General features: G+C 66.6%; 20 protein-coding genes. 8 read left to right on the top strand and 12 right to left on the bottom strand.

Annotated features, from left to right (window positions below; translation table 11 throughout):
* Positions 1-291 precede the first annotated feature (291 nt).
* Positions 292-1,941, top strand: a complete 1,650-nt coding sequence (pgm, locus tag BS38_RS0107830) for a phosphoglucomutase (alpha-D-glucose-1,6-bisphosphate-dependent) (protein ID WP_028270290.1) — start codon at positions 292-294, stop codon at positions 1,939-1,941.
* Here the strand turns inward: pgm and BS38_RS0107825 are convergent.
* Positions 1,931-2,422, bottom strand: coding sequence for a 2'-5' RNA ligase family protein (locus tag BS38_RS0107825; protein ID WP_028270289.1), 492 nt, complete (start codon positions 2,420-2,422; stop codon positions 1,931-1,933). The two genes, pgm and BS38_RS0107825, sit on opposite strands and share 11 nt — an antisense overlap.
* Before the next feature lie 268 nt (positions 2,423-2,690).
* Positions 2,691-3,296, bottom strand: a complete 606-nt coding sequence (locus BS38_RS0107820) for a malonic semialdehyde reductase (protein ID WP_028270288.1) — start codon at positions 3,294-3,296, stop codon at positions 2,691-2,693.
* Between the two features lie 293 nt (positions 3,297-3,589).
* Here BS38_RS0107820 and BS38_RS0107815 point away from each other — a divergent pair, with 293 nt between their 5' ends.
* Positions 3,590-4,945: a uracil-xanthine permease family protein gene (locus tag BS38_RS0107815; protein ID WP_028270287.1), complete on the top strand. Its 1,356-nt coding sequence runs from the start codon at positions 3,590-3,592 to the stop codon at positions 4,943-4,945.
* 60 nt (positions 4,946-5,005) lie between these two features.
* Here the strand turns inward: BS38_RS0107815 and BS38_RS0107810 are convergent, their stop codons facing one another.
* The gene (locus tag BS38_RS0107810) at positions 5,006-5,509 is read right to left on the bottom strand and encodes a hypothetical protein (RefSeq protein ID WP_028270286.1); all 504 of its coding nucleotides are present in this window, start codon (positions 5,507-5,509) and stop codon (positions 5,006-5,008) included.
* 83 nt (positions 5,510-5,592) lie between these two features.
* The gene (locus tag BS38_RS0107805; RefSeq protein ID WP_028270285.1) at positions 5,593-6,489 is read right to left on the bottom strand and encodes an SDR family oxidoreductase; all 897 of its coding nucleotides are present in this window, start codon (positions 6,487-6,489) and stop codon (positions 5,593-5,595) included.
* Positions 6,490-6,692: 203 nt separating this feature from the next.
* On the opposite strand from BS38_RS0107805, the gene BS38_RS0107800 reads away from it, so the two are divergent.
* Positions 6,693-7,184 carry a DUF6328 family protein gene (locus BS38_RS0107800; protein ID WP_028270284.1) on the top strand — a complete coding sequence of 164 codons (492 nt, stop codon included), beginning with the start codon at positions 6,693-6,695 and terminating at the stop codon, positions 7,182-7,184.
* Between the two features lie 49 nt (positions 7,185-7,233).
* Complete coding sequence (locus BS38_RS0107795) at positions 7,234-7,896, top strand: DUF6766 family protein (RefSeq protein WP_028270283.1); 663 nt, start codon at positions 7,234-7,236, stop codon at positions 7,894-7,896.
* A gap of 9 nt (positions 7,897-7,905) precedes the next feature.
* Here BS38_RS0107795 and BS38_RS0107790 read toward each other — a convergent pair whose 3' ends face one another.
* The 3 genes from BS38_RS0107790 to BS38_RS0107780 all read right to left on the bottom strand — a co-directional run bounded on the left by BS38_RS0107790 (position 7,906) and on the right by BS38_RS0107780 (position 10,409).
* Positions 7,906-9,030, bottom strand: coding sequence for a glycerate kinase (locus BS38_RS0107790; RefSeq protein WP_028270282.1), 1,125 nt, complete (start codon positions 9,028-9,030; stop codon positions 7,906-7,908).
* A 124-nt stretch (positions 9,031-9,154) separates the two neighbouring features.
* Positions 9,155-9,985, bottom strand: a complete 831-nt coding sequence (locus BS38_RS0107785; RefSeq protein ID WP_028270281.1) for a class I SAM-dependent methyltransferase — start codon at positions 9,983-9,985, stop codon at positions 9,155-9,157.
* 52 nt (positions 9,986-10,037) lie between these two features.
* The gene (locus BS38_RS0107780) at positions 10,038-10,409 is read right to left on the bottom strand and encodes a DUF7793 family protein (protein WP_028270280.1); all 372 of its coding nucleotides are present in this window, start codon (positions 10,407-10,409) and stop codon (positions 10,038-10,040) included.
* Positions 10,410-10,447: 38 nt separating this feature from the next.
* Between BS38_RS0107780 and BS38_RS0107775 the strand changes: the two genes are divergently transcribed.
* Entirely contained in the window at positions 10,448-12,148 is a 1,701-nt protein-coding gene (locus tag BS38_RS0107775) for an ATP-binding protein (protein ID WP_081818845.1), read from the top strand.
* A gap of 51 nt (positions 12,149-12,199) precedes the next feature.
* On the opposite strand, the gene BS38_RS27060 is transcribed toward BS38_RS0107775, so the two are convergent.
* Positions 12,200-12,355, bottom strand: coding sequence for a hypothetical protein (locus tag BS38_RS27060; RefSeq protein ID WP_156037087.1), 156 nt, complete (start codon positions 12,353-12,355; stop codon positions 12,200-12,202).
* A gap of 145 nt (positions 12,356-12,500) precedes the next feature.
* Between BS38_RS27060 and BS38_RS0107765 the strand changes: the two genes are divergently transcribed.
* The 3 genes from BS38_RS0107765 to BS38_RS0107755 all read left to right on the top strand — a co-directional run bounded on the left by BS38_RS0107765 (position 12,501) and on the right by BS38_RS0107755 (position 15,522).
* Complete coding sequence (locus BS38_RS0107765; RefSeq protein WP_028270278.1) at positions 12,501-13,529, top strand: hypothetical protein; 1,029 nt, start codon at positions 12,501-12,503, stop codon at positions 13,527-13,529.
* A 126-nt stretch (positions 13,530-13,655) separates the two neighbouring features.
* Complete coding sequence (locus BS38_RS24685) at positions 13,656-13,994, top strand: DUF7793 family protein (protein ID WP_156037086.1); 339 nt, start codon at positions 13,656-13,658, stop codon at positions 13,992-13,994.
* The gene (locus BS38_RS0107755; protein ID WP_028270277.1) at positions 13,984-15,522 is read left to right on the top strand and encodes a putative bifunctional diguanylate cyclase/phosphodiesterase; all 1,539 of its coding nucleotides are present in this window, start codon (positions 13,984-13,986) and stop codon (positions 15,520-15,522) included. Before BS38_RS24685 ends, BS38_RS0107755 begins: the two co-directional genes overlap by 11 nt.
* Here BS38_RS0107755 and BS38_RS0107750 read toward each other — a convergent pair.
* The 4 genes from BS38_RS0107750 to BS38_RS0107735 are packed head-to-tail and all read right to left on the bottom strand — an operon-like array spanning position 15,519 to position 18,729.
* The gene (locus BS38_RS0107750) at positions 15,519-16,301 is read right to left on the bottom strand and encodes a glycerophosphodiester phosphodiesterase (protein ID WP_028270276.1); all 783 of its coding nucleotides are present in this window, start codon (positions 16,299-16,301) and stop codon (positions 15,519-15,521) included. The two genes, BS38_RS0107755 and BS38_RS0107750, sit on opposite strands and share 4 nt — an antisense overlap.
* A 13-nt stretch (positions 16,302-16,314) precedes the next feature.
* On the bottom strand, positions 16,315-17,133 hold the full coding sequence (locus BS38_RS0107745; protein WP_028270275.1) for a Cof-type HAD-IIB family hydrolase: 819 nt from the start codon (positions 17,131-17,133) through the stop codon (positions 16,315-16,317).
* A 50-nt stretch (positions 17,134-17,183) separates the two neighbouring features.
* Positions 17,184-17,693 (bottom strand): YbhB/YbcL family Raf kinase inhibitor-like protein, encoded by a 510-nt coding sequence (locus BS38_RS0107740; protein ID WP_156037085.1) that lies wholly within the window; start codon positions 17,691-17,693, stop codon positions 17,184-17,186.
* A gap of 10 nt (positions 17,694-17,703) precedes the next feature.
* Complete coding sequence (locus tag BS38_RS0107735; protein ID WP_231511126.1) at positions 17,704-18,729, bottom strand: carbohydrate kinase family protein; 1,026 nt, start codon at positions 18,727-18,729, stop codon at positions 17,704-17,706.
* Between the last annotated feature and the right edge of the window lie 38 nt (positions 18,730-18,767).

The following is an 18,767-nucleotide window of genomic DNA, read 5'->3' as shown; positions in this document are numbered from 1 at the left end:
AATTGCCGCACCCTGGATCATCCGGACCTGGACCAATCCGACGTGGATTCGCCGCCACGCTGACGGCGGCGGAGGGCCCGCCGTCGTAATTTGTTTAGAAATTAGCAGCCGCGGGACGGCCGGTATATAGGTACTTTTGGCGCCACTACTCGCTTTTCCGCAGCCAATTACTGCCCCTCAATAAATGCAAAGGGGAATGAATTGGTAAATGCCGGATGAAATTCGACGTCACAGGGGCCGGATTCCGGACATACCGTGTTGCGTCCCGCCGTCGTCTGGCATGCTGGTGCCATGGCTAGCCGCGCGGGCACAGTTGCCCAACCCCAAGACCTTGTTGACCTCACTGCGCTCCTGGATGCGTACTACGATGTTTCCCCCGACCTGAGCGACCCGGGCCAGCGCGTTGCGTTCGGCACCTCCGGGCACCGGGGATCCAGCCTGAAGGCGTCGTTCAATGAACCCCACATTGTGGCCATCACCCAGGCAATCGTGGAATACCGTGCCGGGCAGGGCATCACCGGACCGCTGTATATGGCAAAGGACACCCACGCCCTCAGCGAACCGGCGCAGAACTCCGCGCTTGAAGTGCTGGCCGCCAACGGCGTGAACGTGCTGATTGACGCCCGCCATGGCTACACGCCCACCCCGGCGCTGAGCCACGCCATCCTCACGCACAACCGGAACGCCCCCGCCGGCGCACCGCAGGCCGACGGCATCGTGGTCACGCCCAGCCACAACCCGCCCGGTGACGGCGGCTTCAAATACAACCCGCCGCACGGCGGCCCCGCAGACACGGACGCCACCGGCTGGATCGCCAACCGCGCCAACGAACTCCTGGAAAACGGACTCCGCGGCGTCAAGCGCATCCCGGTGGCGGACGCACTGGCCGCCGAGACGACCGGCAAGTTCGACTTCCTCAGCAGCTACGTGGACGACCTCCCGTCCGTGCTGGACCTGAACGCCATCCGCGAGTCCGGGGTCCGGATCGGCGCCGACCCGATGGGCGGCGCCTCGGTGGACTACTGGGGCGAGATCGGCGAGCGCCACCACCTGAACCTCACCGTGGTGAACCCCACCGTGGACCCGCAGTGGGCCTTCATGACCCTGGACTGGGACGAGAAGATCCGGATGGACTGCTCCTCCCCGTCGGCCATGGCCTCGCTGATCAACCGCATGTCCAGCGGCGCAAACTTTGACGTGGCCACCGGCAATGACGCCGACGCCGACCGCCACGGCATCGTCACGCCGGACGGCGGGCTGATGAACCCGAACCACTACCTCGCCGTGGCCATCGACTACCTGTACCGGCACCGCACCGGCTGGAACCCGGAGTCCGTGATCGGCAAGACCCTGGTCTCCTCGTCCATCATCGACCGCGTGGCCGAAAGCCTGGGGCGCAAGCTCGTCGAGGTGCCGGTGGGCTTCAAATGGTTCGTTCCCGGGCTGCTGTCCGGCGAGGGCGCGTTCGGCGGCGAGGAATCCGCCGGCGCTTCGTTCAACAAGATGGACGGCAGCGTGTGGACCACCGATAAGGACGGCATCCTGCTGGCGCTGCTGGCTTCGGAAATCACCGCCGTCACGGGCAAGTCGCCGTCGCAGCTGTACAAGGGCCTGACCGACCAGTTCGGCGATCCGGTCTACGCCCGGATCGACGCCGCCGCCACGCGCGAGCAGAAAGCCGCGCTCGGCAAGCTGTCGCCGTCGGATGTCACCGCCACGGAGCTCGCCGGCGAAACGATCACGGCCAAGCTCACCGAGGCTCCCGGCAACGGCGCCTCGATCGGCGGCCTGAAGGTGGTCACCGAGAACGCGTGGTTCGCCGCCCGCCCGTCCGGCACCGAGGACGTCTACAAGATCTACGCCGAGTCGTTCAAGGGCGCCGACCACCTCAAGCAGGTCCAGGCCGAAGCCAAGGCACTGGTTGACGGGGTTATTTCGTAAGTTCCCACAAGTGGAGGATGCGCCGGACGGAATGGTTTCCGTCCGGCGCCATGTCCACCAGGGCCACGCGGTCCAGTACGACGGCGTCTCCCGGGCGGGTGCGCTTGTCACCATGGTGCGACACATGGGGACGATAGTTGGCCAGGGTGTGGTCCGGCGTGGGCACCCGGCCGGGCAGCGCCGCCACGACCTCCACAAGTGACTCGTGAAGTTCCTGCAGGGGCCGGCTGGGCTCAACGAGACTGACCGGGATGGACTCCCGCCGGCCGAAGCCGGCGTCTGCGCCGATGGTCAGCCGGGCGCCAAGGGCCGCCCGCACGGGCAGGTCGATGAGTCCGGCGATCCGTTCGGTGGGGTCGGCGCCCGAGGTCGGGTCGACGTCGAACTTCACCAGGGTGATATGCAGGGGCCAGTCGTCGCGGGGAAAAACGAGCCCGTCGGTGACGGGCTCGGTGAAAGCCACCAGAATCAGGTTCCGCATAGGGCCAGTGTGCCACTGCGCAGGCCGGCTGTGCCCGTCCGCGAGCGCGGACGGGCACAGTAGCCAGCGTGGCGATTTGGACTAAAATGGGAAGTGGCCCAGGACACATGCCATGCATTCAACTGCAAAAATGTGTCTAGAGTGCCTCCGGCGTGTCCCCCATCGTGCCGGGGGCCTCTCTGCGCATCAGGGCTCGCCCAACCCGTTGATACTCCGGACCCGGTGACACTCCGGACCCGTTGACACTCCGGGCCCGGACGCTAGGGACCTAGACGGTGCGGACTACATCCTCGTAGGCGAACTTCGGCTTGGCTTCGCCCCAGGCGTCGGGACCGGGCTGGCCGATGTTGACCACCAGGAAGCTCTTCTGGTCCCCGGCGGGGAAGAACGCCGCATCGATGGCGGAGAAATCGGCTCCGGTCATGGGGCCGGCAGCGAACCCGAGCGAGCGGACCGCCAGGATGAAGTAACCGGCCTGCAGGTGGGCGTTGTTGTTGCCCGTGCTGGCGGCCAGTTCCGGGGAGGCGTCGTACATGGCCTTGGGGGCGTTGTAGCCGGGGAGGAAGTTGTCCCACTGCCCGGCCCAGTCGGTGTCGTAGCTGAGGATGGCCACGAGCGGGGCGGACGCGGTCTTGGCCTTGTTGCCGTTGGCCAGGGTGTCCACGAGCTGTGCGCGGGCCTCGTCGGAGCGGACGTAGGTCACGCGCAGCGGCTGGGAGTTGAACGCCGTGGGGCCGAACTTGGTCAGCTCGTAGATGGCGCGGGCCTGCTCGTCCGTGACCTCTCCGGTGAATGCGTTGGCCGTACGGGCTTCGGCGAAAATCGCGTCCACTGCGGCTGCGTCGATCACTGCTTCTTCATGGGCAATTGTCATCTGCATACCTTTCGCTGGGCCCGCTCACCCGAAGGCGGCCGGCAGTTCTGCTATCCATAGTTGCAACTTCAAGCGAATCATTCCTCTTCCCGTGACCCCGCGTGACCTTCCCCACAGCGGCGACCTGCCTGGCGGGCAGCCCGGCGGCCGGGCTCCCCGGCGGGCGGCCCGGAGCGCAGGCTCCCCGGGGGCCGGGCGGATTGCGGGGCGCACTGGCGGACCTGCGCGGTAATGTTGCTCCGGAAGATTCCTTCCCCGCTCCCGACACATCCTCCTTTGAAAGGCTCCCGGCCATGAGCATGCTTGGTACCAAATGGAAGCTCCACGGCAACGGTAAGTCGGTCCGCCCGGGCGAGGTGGTGGCCCCCGGCGAAAGGCTGACCTGGCCGCTGACCATCGGGGTGGGAATGCAGCACGTCGTGGCGATGTTCGGGGCCACGTTCCTGGTGCCCATCATCACCGGCATGCCGCCGGCCACCACGCTGTTCTTCTCCGGCATCGGAACCCTGCTATTCCTGGTGATCACCCAGGGCCGGGTGCCCAGCTACCTCGGTTCGAGCTTTGCGTTCATAGCCCCGATCATGGCCTCCCAGCAGCAGTTCGGGATTCCCGGGGCCCTGGGCGGGGTGGTGCTCGCCGGCGCGGGCCTGGCCGTCATCGGCGCGGTGGTCCAGAAGTTCGGGGCCGGCTGGATCAACCGGCTCATGCCGCCGATCGTCACGGGCGCCATCGTGGCCCTGATCGGACTGAACCTGGCCCCGGCCGCGAAAAACAACTTCGACGCCGCCCCGGTCACCGCCGTGATCACCCTGGCCACCATCATCCTGGTGAGTGTGCTGTTCAAGGGCATCCTGGGCCGCCTCAGCATCCTGGTGGGCGTAGTGGTGGGCTACCTTGTGGCCATGCTCCGCGGCGAAGTCAACTACAGCAAGATGGACGCCGCAGCGTGGGTTGGGCTGCCGCATTTCCAGACCCCCGAATTCCACCTGGGCGTGGTAGGCCTCTTTGTTCCCGTGGTGCTGGTGCTGGTTGCGGAGAACATCGGCCACGTGAAATCCGTGTCCGCCATGACGGGCCAGAACCTCGACGGCGTCTCCGGACGCGCCCTGATGGCCGACGGCGCCGCCACCGTACTGGCCGGCTTCGGCGGCGGTTCGGGAACCACCACGTATGCCGAAAACATCGGCGTGATGGCAGCCACGAAGGTCTACTCGACGGCGGCCTACTGGGTGGCCGGCACCTTCGCGATCATCCTCAGCTTCTCCCCCAAGTTCGGTGAACTGATTGCCACGGTTCCCGCCGGGGTGCTGGGCGGCGCGGCCACCATGCTCTACGGCATGATCGGCATCCTGGGCGTCAAGATCTGGGTCCAGAACAAGGTCAACTTCTCCAACCCCGTCAACCTGACCACCGCAGCGGTGGCGCTGATCATCGGCATCGCGGACTACACCTGGACCATCGGCGAGCTGACGTTCACCGGCATCGCCCTGGGCTCCGCCGCCGCGCTGGTGATCTACCACGGCATGAAGGCGATCGCGAAGGCCCGCGGCAGCGTCGCTGAGCCGGAGACCGAACAGGCCGGCCTGCCCCCTGCAGTCAAGGCCGCCATCAACGCCGCCGCCAAGCGGACTCCGAAGAAGCGGCCTTAAGCACCGCGTGCGGGCGGCCGCCTCGGCAGCCGCCCGCACGGGCCGTTTACCGGCGGAGCGTTATCCGGCGTCGAAGGCATCGTCCTCGCGGTCCTTGGGGGCTTTGCTGTCCGGCAGGTCCGTGCCGCTGCCGTCGGGGATCCCGGCGGCGTCCTGCGGCGGTTCAGACGAGAAGGGCCGTCCGGCGTCGGGATCCTCGGTGTTGGATCCATCCATTTCCGCCTCCGCGGACGGCACTGCGGCGTCGCCTTCAGCCGGCTCAAAGCCGGGGTCCGTGCTTTCACTCTCTGCGTGCAACTGATCCTCCGTTCCTCCGAAACGGCCGGCGCCGGGTTCGCCGGCGCTGTCCTGGTCTTCACCGCCGAGCTGGCTGAGGTCCGGCGCTCCGGCAGGATAGGTTTCGCCGTCCGGGCTGTCCTGGCTCAGGCCCGCGGCGTCGAACGCCTCTTGCTCACGCGGCTGGGCGAACTTCTTCGTGTCAGCGCCACCCATTTCCTGCTCCACAGTGGGCGTACCGTACCCGCCCTCTTCCTCGATGGGTGTTCCTTGGTTATCCTGCGTCATTTCATTCCTCCTGGGTGGTAGGGATTGCTGGCTTGCTGGATGCGGGCCTGGATCCAAAGTCTGGACCCTGGACCTGGACGGGATCAGAGACCCTTGCCGCCTGTCACCGGAAGCACGGCCCCGGAGATATAGGAGCCGTGGTCCGAGGCCAGCAGGACGTAGGCGGCCGCCAGTTCCGCGGGTTGTCCCGCGCGTCCCAGAGGAGTGTCCTGGCCGAACGTCGGCAGCTTGTCGGGCCATTCCGTCGCGGGAATGAGCGGTGTCCAGATGGGGCCCGGGGCCACAGCATTGACCCGGATGCCCCTGGGTCCAAGCTCCTGGGCAAGCGCCTTGGTGAACGCCACCTGGGCGCCCTTTGTCATGGCGTAGTCAATGAGTTGCGGAGAAGGGTTGAAGGCCTGGATGGAGGCGGTGGTGATGATGGAGGCGCCTGCCTTGAGATGGGGCACCGCGGCCCGTGCCGTCCAGAGCAGGGAATACAGGTTTGTCTTGAACACACGGTCGAATTCCTCGGTGGGCAGCGATTCAAAGCTGTCGCGGTTCTTTTGGTAGGCGGCGTTCAGCACCACCACGTCCAGGCGACCGAACTCCGCGAGCGTGTCCGCCACGATCCCGGTGCTGAAGTCTTCACGGCGCCCATCGCCCGGCAGCAACAGCGCGCGTTGCCCGGCCTTGCGGATCCACGCGGCGGTGTCCTGGGCGTCCGCTTCCTCCTCGGGAAGGTATGAGATGGCGACGTCGGCCCCCTCGCGGGCGAAGGCAATGGCCACCGCCCGTCCGATGCCGGAGTCTCCCCCGGTGATGAGCGCTGCCTTGCCGGGGAGCGCGTTGCTTCCTTCGTAGCTTTCCTCGCCGTGGTCCGGCTGTGGCTCCATGGGCGCCGTGAGCCCGGGCTGCTTCTGGACTTGCTCCGGGAACGGTCCGTCATGGTAGCCCGCCCTGGGGTCCCGGGGCTGGTGATCCTGCTTTTCGTCGGTCATTTCCACCTCGCTAACGTCTCAGTTCGTTTCTGGTCCGGTGCGTGACTGGCTCTTCGAAACTATCCCAGCGCACAAGGCAAGTCCACGGTTTTGGCCAAATTAGTCAGTAAACTTAGTAGTGCTTGATAATAGGGGCCTTCAAGCCTAGGTTGAGACATAGTTGCGGCCATGCTCGGCCGCTCGCGGCAACCGGAGGTGGGCAATTGTCGGACCCGGAGGTGACGCCGGGCAACGGTAGGAACGAAACGGTCGAGCAGCAAATGGACCGCAACTGGATGGAGCTAATCCAGGAGCTGCGCGTGCTCCAGACCGGCGTCCAGATCCTTGCCGGCTTCCTGCTCACGCTTCCCTTCCAGTCCCGGTTCGAGGACCTCGACACTTTCCAGGTGGGCCTCTACCTGACCAACGTGGTGCTGGCCGCCCTGACCACAGCACTGATCCTCTTGCCGGTCAGCGTCCACCGCAGGTTGTTCCGGCAACGGCTGAAGGCCACCCTGGTTTCGAGCGCGGACAGCATTACGAAGGTTGCCCTCGGCGGCGTCGCACTCCTGAGCGTCGGAACATCAGCCCTGGTCTTCGACGTAACCGCAGGACGCAACGCGGGACTCACGGCAGGCGGATTGCTGCTGGCAGTCCTGCTGATCCTGCTGGTAATCGTCCCGATCCAGCTCAACAAACGCGCCAGGCGAGGATAGTTCGAAGGCTGTCTTCAATGAAGTTCACCAGTCAAATTCGGGAGGCGCCATGAAGAAGTGGGCCAAGGAACACGGTCTGATGCTTGCCAACGTGGGGCTGTTCCTTGCGTTCTTCAGCGGCATGGTGGTCAGCGGAGCCAGCGATTACAGCGAGGACCAGCTCGCCCACGGCCAGCCGGCAGTGACCGTGGCCGAGTACCTCGCCACCGGGGCGTTCCTGGAAGCCACGTTCGAGAACTGGGAATCGGAGTTCCTGCAGATGGGAATGTATGTCATCCTGACGGTTTTCCTTTTCCAAAAAGGCTCTTCGGAATCGAAGCCGATGGGTAAAGCAGCCCCGCAGGACGAGGACCCCCGAGATGCAGCCATGAAGGCCGCCACGCCGTGGCCCGTACGTCGCGGCGGCTGGGTGCTCAAGCTCTACGAGCACTCCCTGTCCATCATGTTCCTGGTGCTGTTCCTCGCCTCATTCATCCTCCACGCGGTTGGCGGCAGCGAGGAGTACAGCCAGGAACAACAAAGCCACGGCCAGCCGGGCGTGACGCTGCTCGGCTACCTCGGCACCAGCCGGTTCTGGTTCGAGTCGTTCCAGAACTGGCAGAGCGAATTCCTGGCGGTCGCCGTGCTGGTTGGCGCGTCCGTCTACCTGCGCGAACGGGGCTCGCCCGAGTCCAAACCTGTGGCCGAACCGCATTACGAGACCGGGGCTTAGCGGCCCGGGTCAGGCCCCTTCGAGGACCTGGCTGGTGGCCCAGGTGAGGTACTTGGCGGCATTGGCGACGGCATCTTCCGGGCTGGCAGCGACGTCCAGCAGCTGCGCCGCGGCCACCACCCCGTGCCTGGCCAGATCCTCCGGTGTGACCAGGATGCGGCCGGCCACCACAATCACCGGGATGCCCCGCTCGCGCGCTGCATCGGCCAGAGCGATGGGCGCCTTGCCCTCCAGCGACTGCGAGTCCATGGATCCCTCGCCGGTGATCACCAGGTCCGCCTCGGCCAGCTGGACCGCCAGGCCCGTGAGGCCCGCCACCAGGGCGAAGCCTCCTTCGAGGGCGGCATTGCTGAAAGCCAGGAACGACGCCGGGAACCCGCCGGCCGCGCCGGCTCCGGGAACGTTGACGTCGCGTCCCGTGGCCTCCCGCAGAACCGACGCCCAGTTGCGGAGCCCCGCATCCAGCAGTTCCACGGCGTCCGCGTCGGCACCCTTCTGCGGACCGAAGACGTACGCAGCTCCGTCGTTTCCGAACAGCGGGTTCTGAACGTCCACGGCGATCCGGAATTTCACGGCAGCCAGCCGGGGGTCCAGGCCGGAAACGTCAACGCCTACAACATCCCCCAGTGAACCGCCGCCCAGCGGAACCACGTTGCCGCCGGCGTCCAGCGGCTTCAGTCCCAATGCGCGCAGGGCGCCGCTGCCGCCGTCGGTCATGGCAGAGCCGCCCACGCCCAGCACGATTTCGGTGGCCCCGGCGTCCAGCGCGGCCGCGATGAGCTGGCCGCAGCCGTAGCTGTGCGCGCGCAGCGCGTTGGCGGGCGTCGGCTCCATGTGCGCCAGCCCCGAGGCCTGGGCGGTTTCAATCACAGCGGTGGCTCCGCCGAAAGCATCCTTGCGGAGTGCCCAGGCCGCGCCTATGGGCGCCAGGATGGGACCGACGACGGCGTTCAGCCGTTCCTCGTAGCCGGCGGCAACGGCGGCCTCCAAGGTGCCTTCCCCGCCGTCGGCCACGGGGAACTGCGTGGCCACCGCGTCCGGATAGACGCGCAGCGCCCCCTCGGCGATGGCACTGGCAGCCTCCGCAGCAGTCAGTGACCCTTTGAACTTGTCCGGAGCGATGAGAATGCGCATGGGTCTATCCTGCCAGCAACCGCCGGAAAGCGCTTGCCTGCGAGTAACACGGGGCTTGCTCAAGTCATGACACGACGGGTGCGGGTGAAGCCTGTATCCGCGAAACAGTCCTCCCGGGAACGGATTAAGGGAACTTCTCCCAGTTCCGTGCTTTGAGCACCGCGAAGTAGCCGGGGATGAGGTCAGCCCGCGTCGGGTGGGACAGGGGCATCGTCTCGATTGTCGTGGGACCGTCCTCGATCAGTTCCCAGCGGCCCGCGGGGAAGGCCAGGTTCCGTTCTTTCGCGCCGAAGCGTCCTGGCATCGGCAGCCCGCGGATGGCCCCTTCGAGAGGCGACGGGATGGACCGGAGCGTTGCGCCGAGGTGTGAGACGTATTCGACGGCGTTTCCCTGGAAGTCGGTTTCGGCAAGGAACACCCGCCCGTCGGCTCCGGCGATGGCACGAACGTTTTCGGCAAGGGCGTGCCGGTCACGTTCCCCCAGGACGTGGAGTACGCCCCGGATAAAGACATTCGCCCCTGCCCCGGCTCCCCCGCCAAGCAGCCGCAGCTCTTCCCCGAGCCTGCCGCCGGCGCCGGGGGCCGTCATGTCACGGACGAGGTACGACACGTTCGCCAGCCCGGCTGACTCGCTGAGCGCCCGCCGCACTGCGTGGGCGGAGACATCAACTCCCATGGCGTGCGGAAAGAGCGCGGCCAGTTGCCGGGTGAAGCTGCCGTTGCCGCAGCCGATGTCCACCACCGGCAGCCGGGGGTCCAGGTGCTGGTGCAGCCTGTGCACGTAACCCTGCATCTCGTGGTCGCTGCCGGAGTCCCACAGAACGTCGCCGGTGGCCCCAGTGGTTTTCACGGAGGACCAGAACCGGTCCCAGGCAACATGGTGGTCCCGTGGTGCGCCGGCGGACAATCGCACCAGCCTGGGGATCATCAGATATTTCTTTAGGGCGGCGAGCATGGTCCAAATATAAGGGCACGTCTGTTGATGCCCGGTCAGCCAGGTCCGGAGATCAGGTCACAGACAGCCAGGCGATGGCGTCCCGCTCCGACGTGAAGAACTTCGTGGGACACGGCACCGCGTTGATTCCCAAAAAGAAATTCGCCAGGACGCGGTCAACCGGCGATGCCCCCAGCAAGGCGATCCGGGAGGCCTGGCACGGGCGGCCAAAAACGGCGCGCGCGCCCCTGCTCACATCGGCAGTGGTGGCCATGTCCACCAGCATGGGATGCCGCTCGTCGCCGCACAACTGGTTCACCCTGAGCATGGCACGCTCCGCGTCCTCGGCCGTGATCACGGCGCCGCGCGGCCACGTTAACCGGAGCACTCCGTCGGCTCCCAGAGCCAGTCCCGCTTCCGTGCCCATCTCGCGATTTCCGGACATATCCACCCTTCCTCCCGCCAGGGTAAGCACCGCACGGAATGCGTGCGACCTATGTCACCCTACAATGTACTCAACCGGGGACCGAGGGGGGCAGTGTGGCAATTCAGGCGGCGCAGGAATCACTTGTACAACGCACGGCTGTCGTGGCCGATCCGGACAGCGGGCGCCTGTCCGCTACAGCGGCCGTTTTGGCGGACGCAGGGTTCGAGGTTTCCACGGCCTCCAGCCACGAAAGCCTCGCCGGGCTGCTGGACCGGCACCATCCCAGCATCGTCGTCGCGGACCATTCGCTGGCCGGCCCGCCGGTGGATGCACCGCTGCTCCTCCTGATCGATCTGGACGACGAATCCGCGGCCGAAAGCGTGCGGTCGCTCCCCATGGCGGACTACATCGCGAAACCCCCGGCCCCGGCCGAACTTGTCCATCGGGCGGACGTCCTGATCAGCCGCGCTGCGCAGCGCTCCGATGCCCGGCAAAGCGCTGAGCGGCTGCGCGAGAAGCTCCGCGGAGTGTCCTCTGCGGTCCGCGCCACCCACGATCCCCTCCTGATTTCGGATTATCTGGTGACGGGATTCGGGGAGACGTTCGGCGCCGACCGCGTCCTGTTCACCACTTTCGACGACGACCGGGTCCCGCGGATAGCTGCCCAGTGGCACCGGCCCGGGCTTGCCCCGGTCCCGGACGGCCTCGGCATCCAGGAATCCTCCGCGCACCGCGTTGCGGACCGGCTGTGGTCGGAAGCCGAAGTCCTCGCGGTGGAGGACCACCGGTTCCACGAGTGGTCCCCCGAGGACCACGAACTGGCGGCATGGTCGGAGCATATGGCCCCCTGGGCCTCTGCCTTCGTTCCCGTGGGCGAGGGCAAGTCATCGCTCGGCGTCATCTGGATCGCACAGCTGGACGAGCCGCGGGTCTGGACGCGCACCGAAATTTCCCTGATTCAGCATGTGGCCGGAAACGTTGCGTACGGGCTCATCCAAAGCCACTTGATGAGCGCGCAGCAGCGGGTGGTCAAGCAGCTGCGGCAGCTCGACCAGGCAAAGACCGATTTCCTTGCCACCGTCAATCACGAACTCCGTACTCCGCTGACGTCCATTTCCGCCTACCTGGACATGATCCAGGACGGCGTGGGAGGGCCGGTGCCCGCGGAAGTGGACAGGATGCTGGACATCATTGTCAGGAACTCGGAACGGCTGCGGCGGCTGATCGAAGATATGCTCACTGTTTCGCGCCAGGATTACGACGGCGCCAACCTCCACCTGGGGCCCGTCCAGCTGGGCCACACTCTCCAGATCGTGACAGTGGCGCTGCGCCCGCTGGCCGAACTGGGAGATGTTTCCATCTCGCTGGAGCTCTGCGACGGCGATTCCGCGATTATGGCCGACGAAGTTCAGCTGGAGCAGGTGTTTACGAACCTTGTTTCAAATGCCATCAAATTTACGCCTCGCGGAGGCGGGATTGTTGTCAGTTGCAGCCTTGAGTCAATGACGGATGGCGAGCCCGGCATTAATGTCCACGTGCGTGATACGGGGGTTGGAATCCCGGAGGAAGAAATCCCGCATCTTTTCACCCGCTTCTTCCGGGCATCCAACGCGACCTCGGCCGCCGTCCCCGGCAGCGGCCTGGGACTCGCCATTGCGTACGACATCGTCAAGGCGCACCGGGGAGATGTGGCGGTCAGCTCGGAACTGGGCAGGGGCACCACCATCACCGTAAAACTGCCGGTTTCCGGGCCTTAAACGAAACTGCCCCCGGATCGGAGATCCGGGGGCAGTCTTGGCGCATGGAGCTTAGTCTGGCCACCAGCCGATGTGTGCCTGCGTGGTGGGCGCCTTGCTTGACGTGCTGACGGTGGTATCCGACTTGGGAGCGGCCGTGGCGGGCGCAGCAAAACCTGCGACAGCCAGGACGCCGGTGAGCAAGAATGTAGCGGCTATTTTCTTCATCCGCGGGTCCTTTCAATCAATTGGGCGCAAAAACTCATTACGAGCGTCAGTATACGGTCACAAGATCAACATTTAACTCCAGTAACACCAGCAAAATATTGACGCGGATGGACGATGCAGAACCATTCCGGGGGATAATTGAAAAATGCCGATTCCCCGGAAATTGTTACCGCATGTGGTTGCGGAGCTTCAGGCCCGCGAAAGCTGGAAAAGCCGCGAGTACTCGCGGGCGCGGGACGAAGCACGCAGGGCAGCGGAGCTCGCCTTGCTGGAGGGGGACCAGACCGCCTGGTGGAACATGACGCTCTTCCAGGCTGAATGCCTCAAGGACATGGGTCAGATCCACGAGTGCATGGAGCTGATCACGTACCTGTCCGGCCACCCGCTCTCCACGGCGGAACCGGCCCTGGGAGCACGGGCCTTCATTCTGTTGGCGCTCTCGCAGCAGGGGCTGGGGCGGCTACCTGACGCCGTCGCCGCAGCCACCTCCGCCGCCGACCTCGTTGCCGGCAACCCCGAGTACGTCTACCTCCACATCCAGGCCCAGCGTGCGCTCATCGCCGCCCTCGCGGAAAGCCGCCGGCTGGATGAGGCGTGGGAGCAGTGCCTCCTGCTGGAGGGCCTGCTGACGGACCTCGTGGACGAGGACACTGCCGGAAAAGCCTACTGGGTGATTGGAAACGTCGCGTTCCTCACCGGCCGGGTGATGGACGGCGGCCGCTACCACGACATGGCGGCAGAGAGCCTGTCACCGTCGAAGGACGTGGACCTCTGGGCCCGGTTCAACCGCGCGTCGGCCGTGATGCGCCTCGAGGCGGAGCTCACCGACCCCGCAACCCTTCGCTGCATCGAGCGGGCCGAGCTCGCCACCGAAGTGGTCGGCGGCAGTGACCGCGACCTCCTTGAAATGTCGTTCGTGCGCGCGCACTGGCATTTCCTGACCGGCGATATGGCCACGGCCATCAACATGCTCCGGCCGCTGTGCACCGAAGCAGGAATCCTGGCCACCCAGACAGCGGGTGAGGCCTCGTTCCTGCTGGGCAAATCGCTCCTTGCCAACGGTGAACACGAGGAAGCACTCCAACGCCTGGCTGATGCGGCCGAACTCTTCGACAATGCTGCCGCTTCCGAACGAAGCGCCCAGGTCCGTGCGTATGCGGCAGGTGTCAGCTAACGCACTCCGGAGGGACGGACGGTGTATTTTTAGTTTCAAAGCCTCGCCGGAGGTTAGGTGGCGCCAGGGAGGCCGAACGGCTCTTCTCATATGTTCGGGGGATTAATGTCTAAGCCGCTTGGATTGATGCAAGAGCAAATAGTCAGGATCGTGCTTCCCCGGGACGAACACCTGGATGAGCAGTCAGCGAGGCTGCTCGCTGCCGGCCTTCAGCGCCCGCGCTCCGGCTCTCCGCTGGCCGTACTCCTGGATGTGACGGACGTAGCGTCGGTCAGCAGGGCGGCGAGGGCGGTGTTCAGCAATGTGAGCACGGTGGCCGCCTGGGCGCTGCTGGGACGGACGCCGGTGGACCGGATCCTGGCGCACTTCATCCTTGGCGGCGACTTCAAGTCCGGGCCTGCCAGTTACTTCACGTCCGAGCCCGAGGCCCTCAAGTGGTTGAAGGAAAACGCCCATGTTCACTGAGGGCGACCCCCGCCTGGGGAAGCTGCTGGACGGAATCGTCCGCCTTGCCGCAGGGGAGCTTCACTCGCGGATTGAAGTATCCCCCGCGAGGGATGAGCTGGATGCCGTCATCATGGGCACCAACCTCCTCGCCGAAGACCTGCAGATCATGTACCAGGAGCTGGAACAGCGGGTGGAACTGCGCACCCGGCTGCTCAACGAAGCGCACCTGGAAATGCAGAAGATGGCGCTGACGGACTCGCTGACCGGCCTGGCCAACCGCACGGCACTGGTCAGCGCCCTCAACGACACCCTGGCGGAGGCTGAGCGGGGCGACCTTCCGCCCGCCGTCCTCCTGCTGGACCTCGATGCTTTCAAAGGCATCAACGATTCCCTCGGCCACGCCGCCGGGGACCAGGTGCTGGCCGCCGTCGGGGAACGGATCAAGGCATCGGTCCGGGACACGGACACGGTGGCCCGCCTGGGCGGTGACGAATTCGCCGTCCTGATGCCCGCCACCACCCTTGCCCGCGCCGCGGGCGTGGGCAACCGCATCCTCGCTGCCCTGGACAGCCAGGTGGAGCTCGACAACGATTCCGTCCAGTGCGGCGCCAGCATGGGGCTGTGCATCGGTGGCGCCGGGCAAAGCGCCGAACAGCTCCTCATGGAAGCCGACGTGGCCATGTATGCCTCCAAGGCCGGCGGGCGCAACAGGCTCAAGGTATTCGAACCGGCCATGCTGCACGCGCGCCAATTGCGGAGCCAGCTTATTGAGGACCTGCGGACGGCCATTTCCGAGTCAGAGCTGGTGCTTTTCTACCAGCCCGTGGTCGCGCTGGCTTCCGGCCGGATCGAGGGCGCGGAAGCCCTGGTCCGCTGGCAGCATCCTTCCCGCGGCATGGTGATGCCGGACGAGTTCATTCCCCTCGCTGAGGATGCCGGACTCATTTCCGAGCTGGGCGGCTGGGTGCTCCGCACCGCCGTCAGGCAACTGCAGGACTGGCGGGCGGAGGGCCGCGCGGGGGACGACTTCTCCATGCGGATCAACATCTCGCCCACGGACCTTCAGCGCCTCGAGTTCATCGAAGAGGTCCGGGATGCCCTCAGCGGGGCCGGAATCAGCCCGGAGCTGCTCGTCCTGGAGCTCACGGAGGGCGCGATTGTCAGCGGCAATGAGCTGGACCGGTACTCCCTGAGCAGCCTGCGGAAGCTCGGGGTGGGCCTTGAAATCGACGACTTCGGTACGGGCTATTCCTCCATCAGCTACCTGCGCAAGCTTCCGGTGGACAAGGTCAAGGTGGACCGCTCGCTGCTGAAGGACCTCGGAACGGACCCGGCACAGCCGGACCTGATCGCAGCGATTCTCCAGCTGATCCGGGCGTGCGGCCTCGAAGCGGTCTGGGAAGGGGTGGAGACGGCGGAACAGGCACAGCACCTGGCCAGCATCGGCTGCGTGAGCGCCCAGGGGTATTACTTCGGCCGCCCGGTTCCTGCGGACGAGTTCGCGGCCGTGCTGGAAGCGCAGCGGGCTTCACACCACGGCAGTTAGTCCCACTGCCCCCGGTCCTGCAGCACCGTCTTGAGGAGATCGGCCCGGTCCGTCACGATGCCGTCAACGCCTAGGTCCAGGAGCCGGTGCATCTCCGCGGGGTCGTTGATGGTCCACACATGGACCTGGAGGCCGTGCCGGTGGGCGCGGCGGACAAACGCCGGCGTCACCACCCGGACGGCACTGTAGCTGACCGGCACCTGCAGCGCGTGGATGCCCCGCACCACCCGCCGGATGACCGGCGCGGGAAGCACCGGCCCCAGCATGGTGAAGAGCGCATTGGATACGACGCCGGCCGACGCCGCGACCGGCCGGCTCAACCGTCTGAGCACCGCCCGGCGGCGGCGGTCCGAGAAACTCGTAATCAGCACCTGATCGTGAACGGCGTACTTCTCAATCGCGGCGGCGAGCCCGTGGACGGAGTTCCAGTCCTTGACGTCCAGGTTCAGCCGGACGCCGGGGAAAGCCCGCACCATCTCCTCAAACAGCGGGATGGGTTCCAGGCCGCCGATCCGGGCCTGGGCCACCGTTGCCGCAGGCAGCCTGGCAATGCGTCCCTGCCCGTCCGTGACACGGTCCAGTGCGGGGTCATGGAACACCAGCAGCACGCCGTCGGCGGTGGTATGGACGTCCATTTCCAGGTACCGGTAGCCGAGTTCGACGGCGGCACGGAACGCCGCCATCGAATTTTCCAGCCCGTCCGGCGAAAATCCGCGGTGCGCCATCGCGATCCGCGCGGACGCGCTTCCGGCGGTGAAGAAAGGCTGGGGCTCGGTCATTCCAGGCGCCTGCCTAGGCGCTCTTCACGCCAAATTCGGCCAGTTTGGCTTCGAGGATCTGGGCCACGCCGTCGTCGTCGAAATGTGGCGCCTGCTGCCCTGCGGCGCGGATGGCCTCCGGGTGGCCGCTGGCCATCGCGTAGCCGTCACCGGCCCAGCGCAGCATCTCGATGTCGTTGGGCATGTCCCCGAACGCCACCACGTCCGCTGCGTCAATCCCCAGGGTGGCGGCGTATTCGGCGAGGGTCACCGCCTTGTTGACGCCCGGGAGGGCCAGCTCCAGCATGGCCACGGTGGGTGCCGAGTGGGTGGCGGAGGCGAGGTGCGCGACTGCGGGCGACACTTCGGCCAGGAAGTCGTCCGCCGTGCCTTCGCGGACGATGGCCAGGAACTTCACCACGGCGTCGTCGGCGGTGAGCGTGCTGGCCAGCGGGGCGGGGGTGAATTCGGTCAGGAGTTCGCTGGAGTCGTTTTCGATGAAGCCCGGCTCCAGGTGGAAGCCGGTGAGCGTTTCCGCCGCGAACAGCGCGGACGGCCGGAGCTGCTTGATGATGCGGCGCGCTTCGAAGACAGCCTCCAGGGCGAGGGCGCGCGCGGAGACCAGGCGGCCTGCCTCGAGGTCCCACACGACGGCACCGTTGGAGCAGATCACGGTTCCGGCGTGCCCCAGCTGGTCTTCCAGGGGGTGCAGCCAGCGGGGCGGGCGTCCGGTCACGAACACCAGTTCGACGCCGGCATCGCGGCACGCGTGGAAGGCGCGGATGGTCCGGTCACTGATCTTGCCGTCATGCCCGAGGATCGTTCCGTCGATATCACTTGCTACCAGCCGCATACAGCCAGTCTACGTTGGCCCGGCGGCGGACCCGTCCGGGTCAGGCGGGCTCAGCGCTCGAAGATGCCGGTCAGCGTCCCGCGGCCCAGCACGTGCGGGGCCAGCTTGGATTCCAGCTTGCCCGGGCTGGCTCCCGCGTCCACCCCGAGGCGCTCCACATCAAGGGCGTAGACCGTGACGATGTACCGGTGCGGGCCGTGGCCGGGCGGCGGCGCGGCGCCCAGGTAGCCGTGGAAACCGCCGTCGTTCTTCAACTGCACTGAACCGGCCGGAAGGTGCCCGCCGCCCTCGGCACCGGCGCCGGCGGGAAGCGACGTGACGCCTGCCGGGAGGTCCAGCACCGCCCAGTGCCAGAAGCCGCCGCGGCCCGGGGCGTCCGGATCAAACATCGTGACCGCATAGCCCTTGGTCCCCGCCGGCGCACCGCTCCAGCTCAGTTGCGGCGATTCGTCCTTGCCCCCGGCGCGCATCTTGCCGCTGCGCTGGGCGGGCGGCAGGGTGTGGCCGTCCTGGAAGGACTCGCTGCTGACGTGCAGGGACGGGGACTGGTGGCTGGACATGTGCTGCCTTTCAGTTGCTGGCGGAGTCGGCATTCCTCAGGTCGTCGCCGGCGAGCGCGGCATCCCGTTCGGCGGCGGATTCCGCCTCGCGTTCCAGGCTTTCGAGCTCGAGGTGGTTGAGTTCGGCCCTCGTCGGCGGGTTGGCTCCCGGCCGGGACACGGTGACGGCGGCGGCCCACGCCGCATGGGCCAGCAGTTCGCGGAGCGACTCGGCCGGTAGTTCGCGCAGCTCCTTGCGGTTCTGGGCACCGTCCAGGCCGCGGTCCACCAGCCCGGAAATCAGCGCGGCCATGAAGGAATCGCCTGCGCCCACCGTGTCCGCCACCTCCACCCTGGGCGCGGGGAACTCCGCTTCCCCGGCGGCCGTGATGCCCCACGGTCCGGCCGCGCCGCGGGTCACCACCACCAGGGCAGGCCCCTCGGGACCGCCCAGGGACAGCCACCGCCGGGCCGACTCCAGGACGTCCACGCCGGGGTAGAGCCATTCGAGGTCCTCATCGGAGGCCTTCACCACGTCCGCGAGGGTGACGAACTTTTCCGCCTGCCGGCGGGCATAGTCCACGTCCGTGATGATGCTGGGGCGGCAGTTGGGGTCGAAGCTGATGGTGGCCGAGGGGTGCGCGTGCTCGACGGCGGCAAGCACCTCAGCGGCCCCCGGCGCCAGCATGGTGGCGATGGAGCCGGTGTGCACCAGGGTGGTGCCCTGCAGCATGAACGGCAGCCGGTCCGCGAGTCCGGGAAGCTCCCAGGCGAGGTCGAACGTGTAGGTGGCGGCGCCGTCGTCGTCGATTAATGCGGTGGCCACGCTGGTGGGCAGGGCATCCGGGCCCTGCGGGACCATCACCGAGCTGGATTTCAGGTGGGCCGCCACGGACTCGCCGTAGGCGTCGCGCCCGAACCTGCCGATGAACTGCACGGGGTGGTCCAGCCGCGCCAGCCCCACTGCCACGTTGAGCGGGCTGCCGCCCACGTGGGCCTCGATTCCCGAGGATCGTTGGACAACGTCGACCAGGCCTTCGCCAATAACTGTGAGCATGGTCATACTCTGCCAGAGAAGGGGGTGCGTGCGCTCCT

The sequence above is a fragment of the Arthrobacter sp. UNC362MFTsu5.1 genome (genome assembly GCF_000685965.1).
Lineage (GTDB): Bacteria > Actinomycetota > Actinomycetes > Actinomycetales > Micrococcaceae > Arthrobacter.
This window is presented reverse-complemented; position numbering and strand designations above follow the sequence as displayed.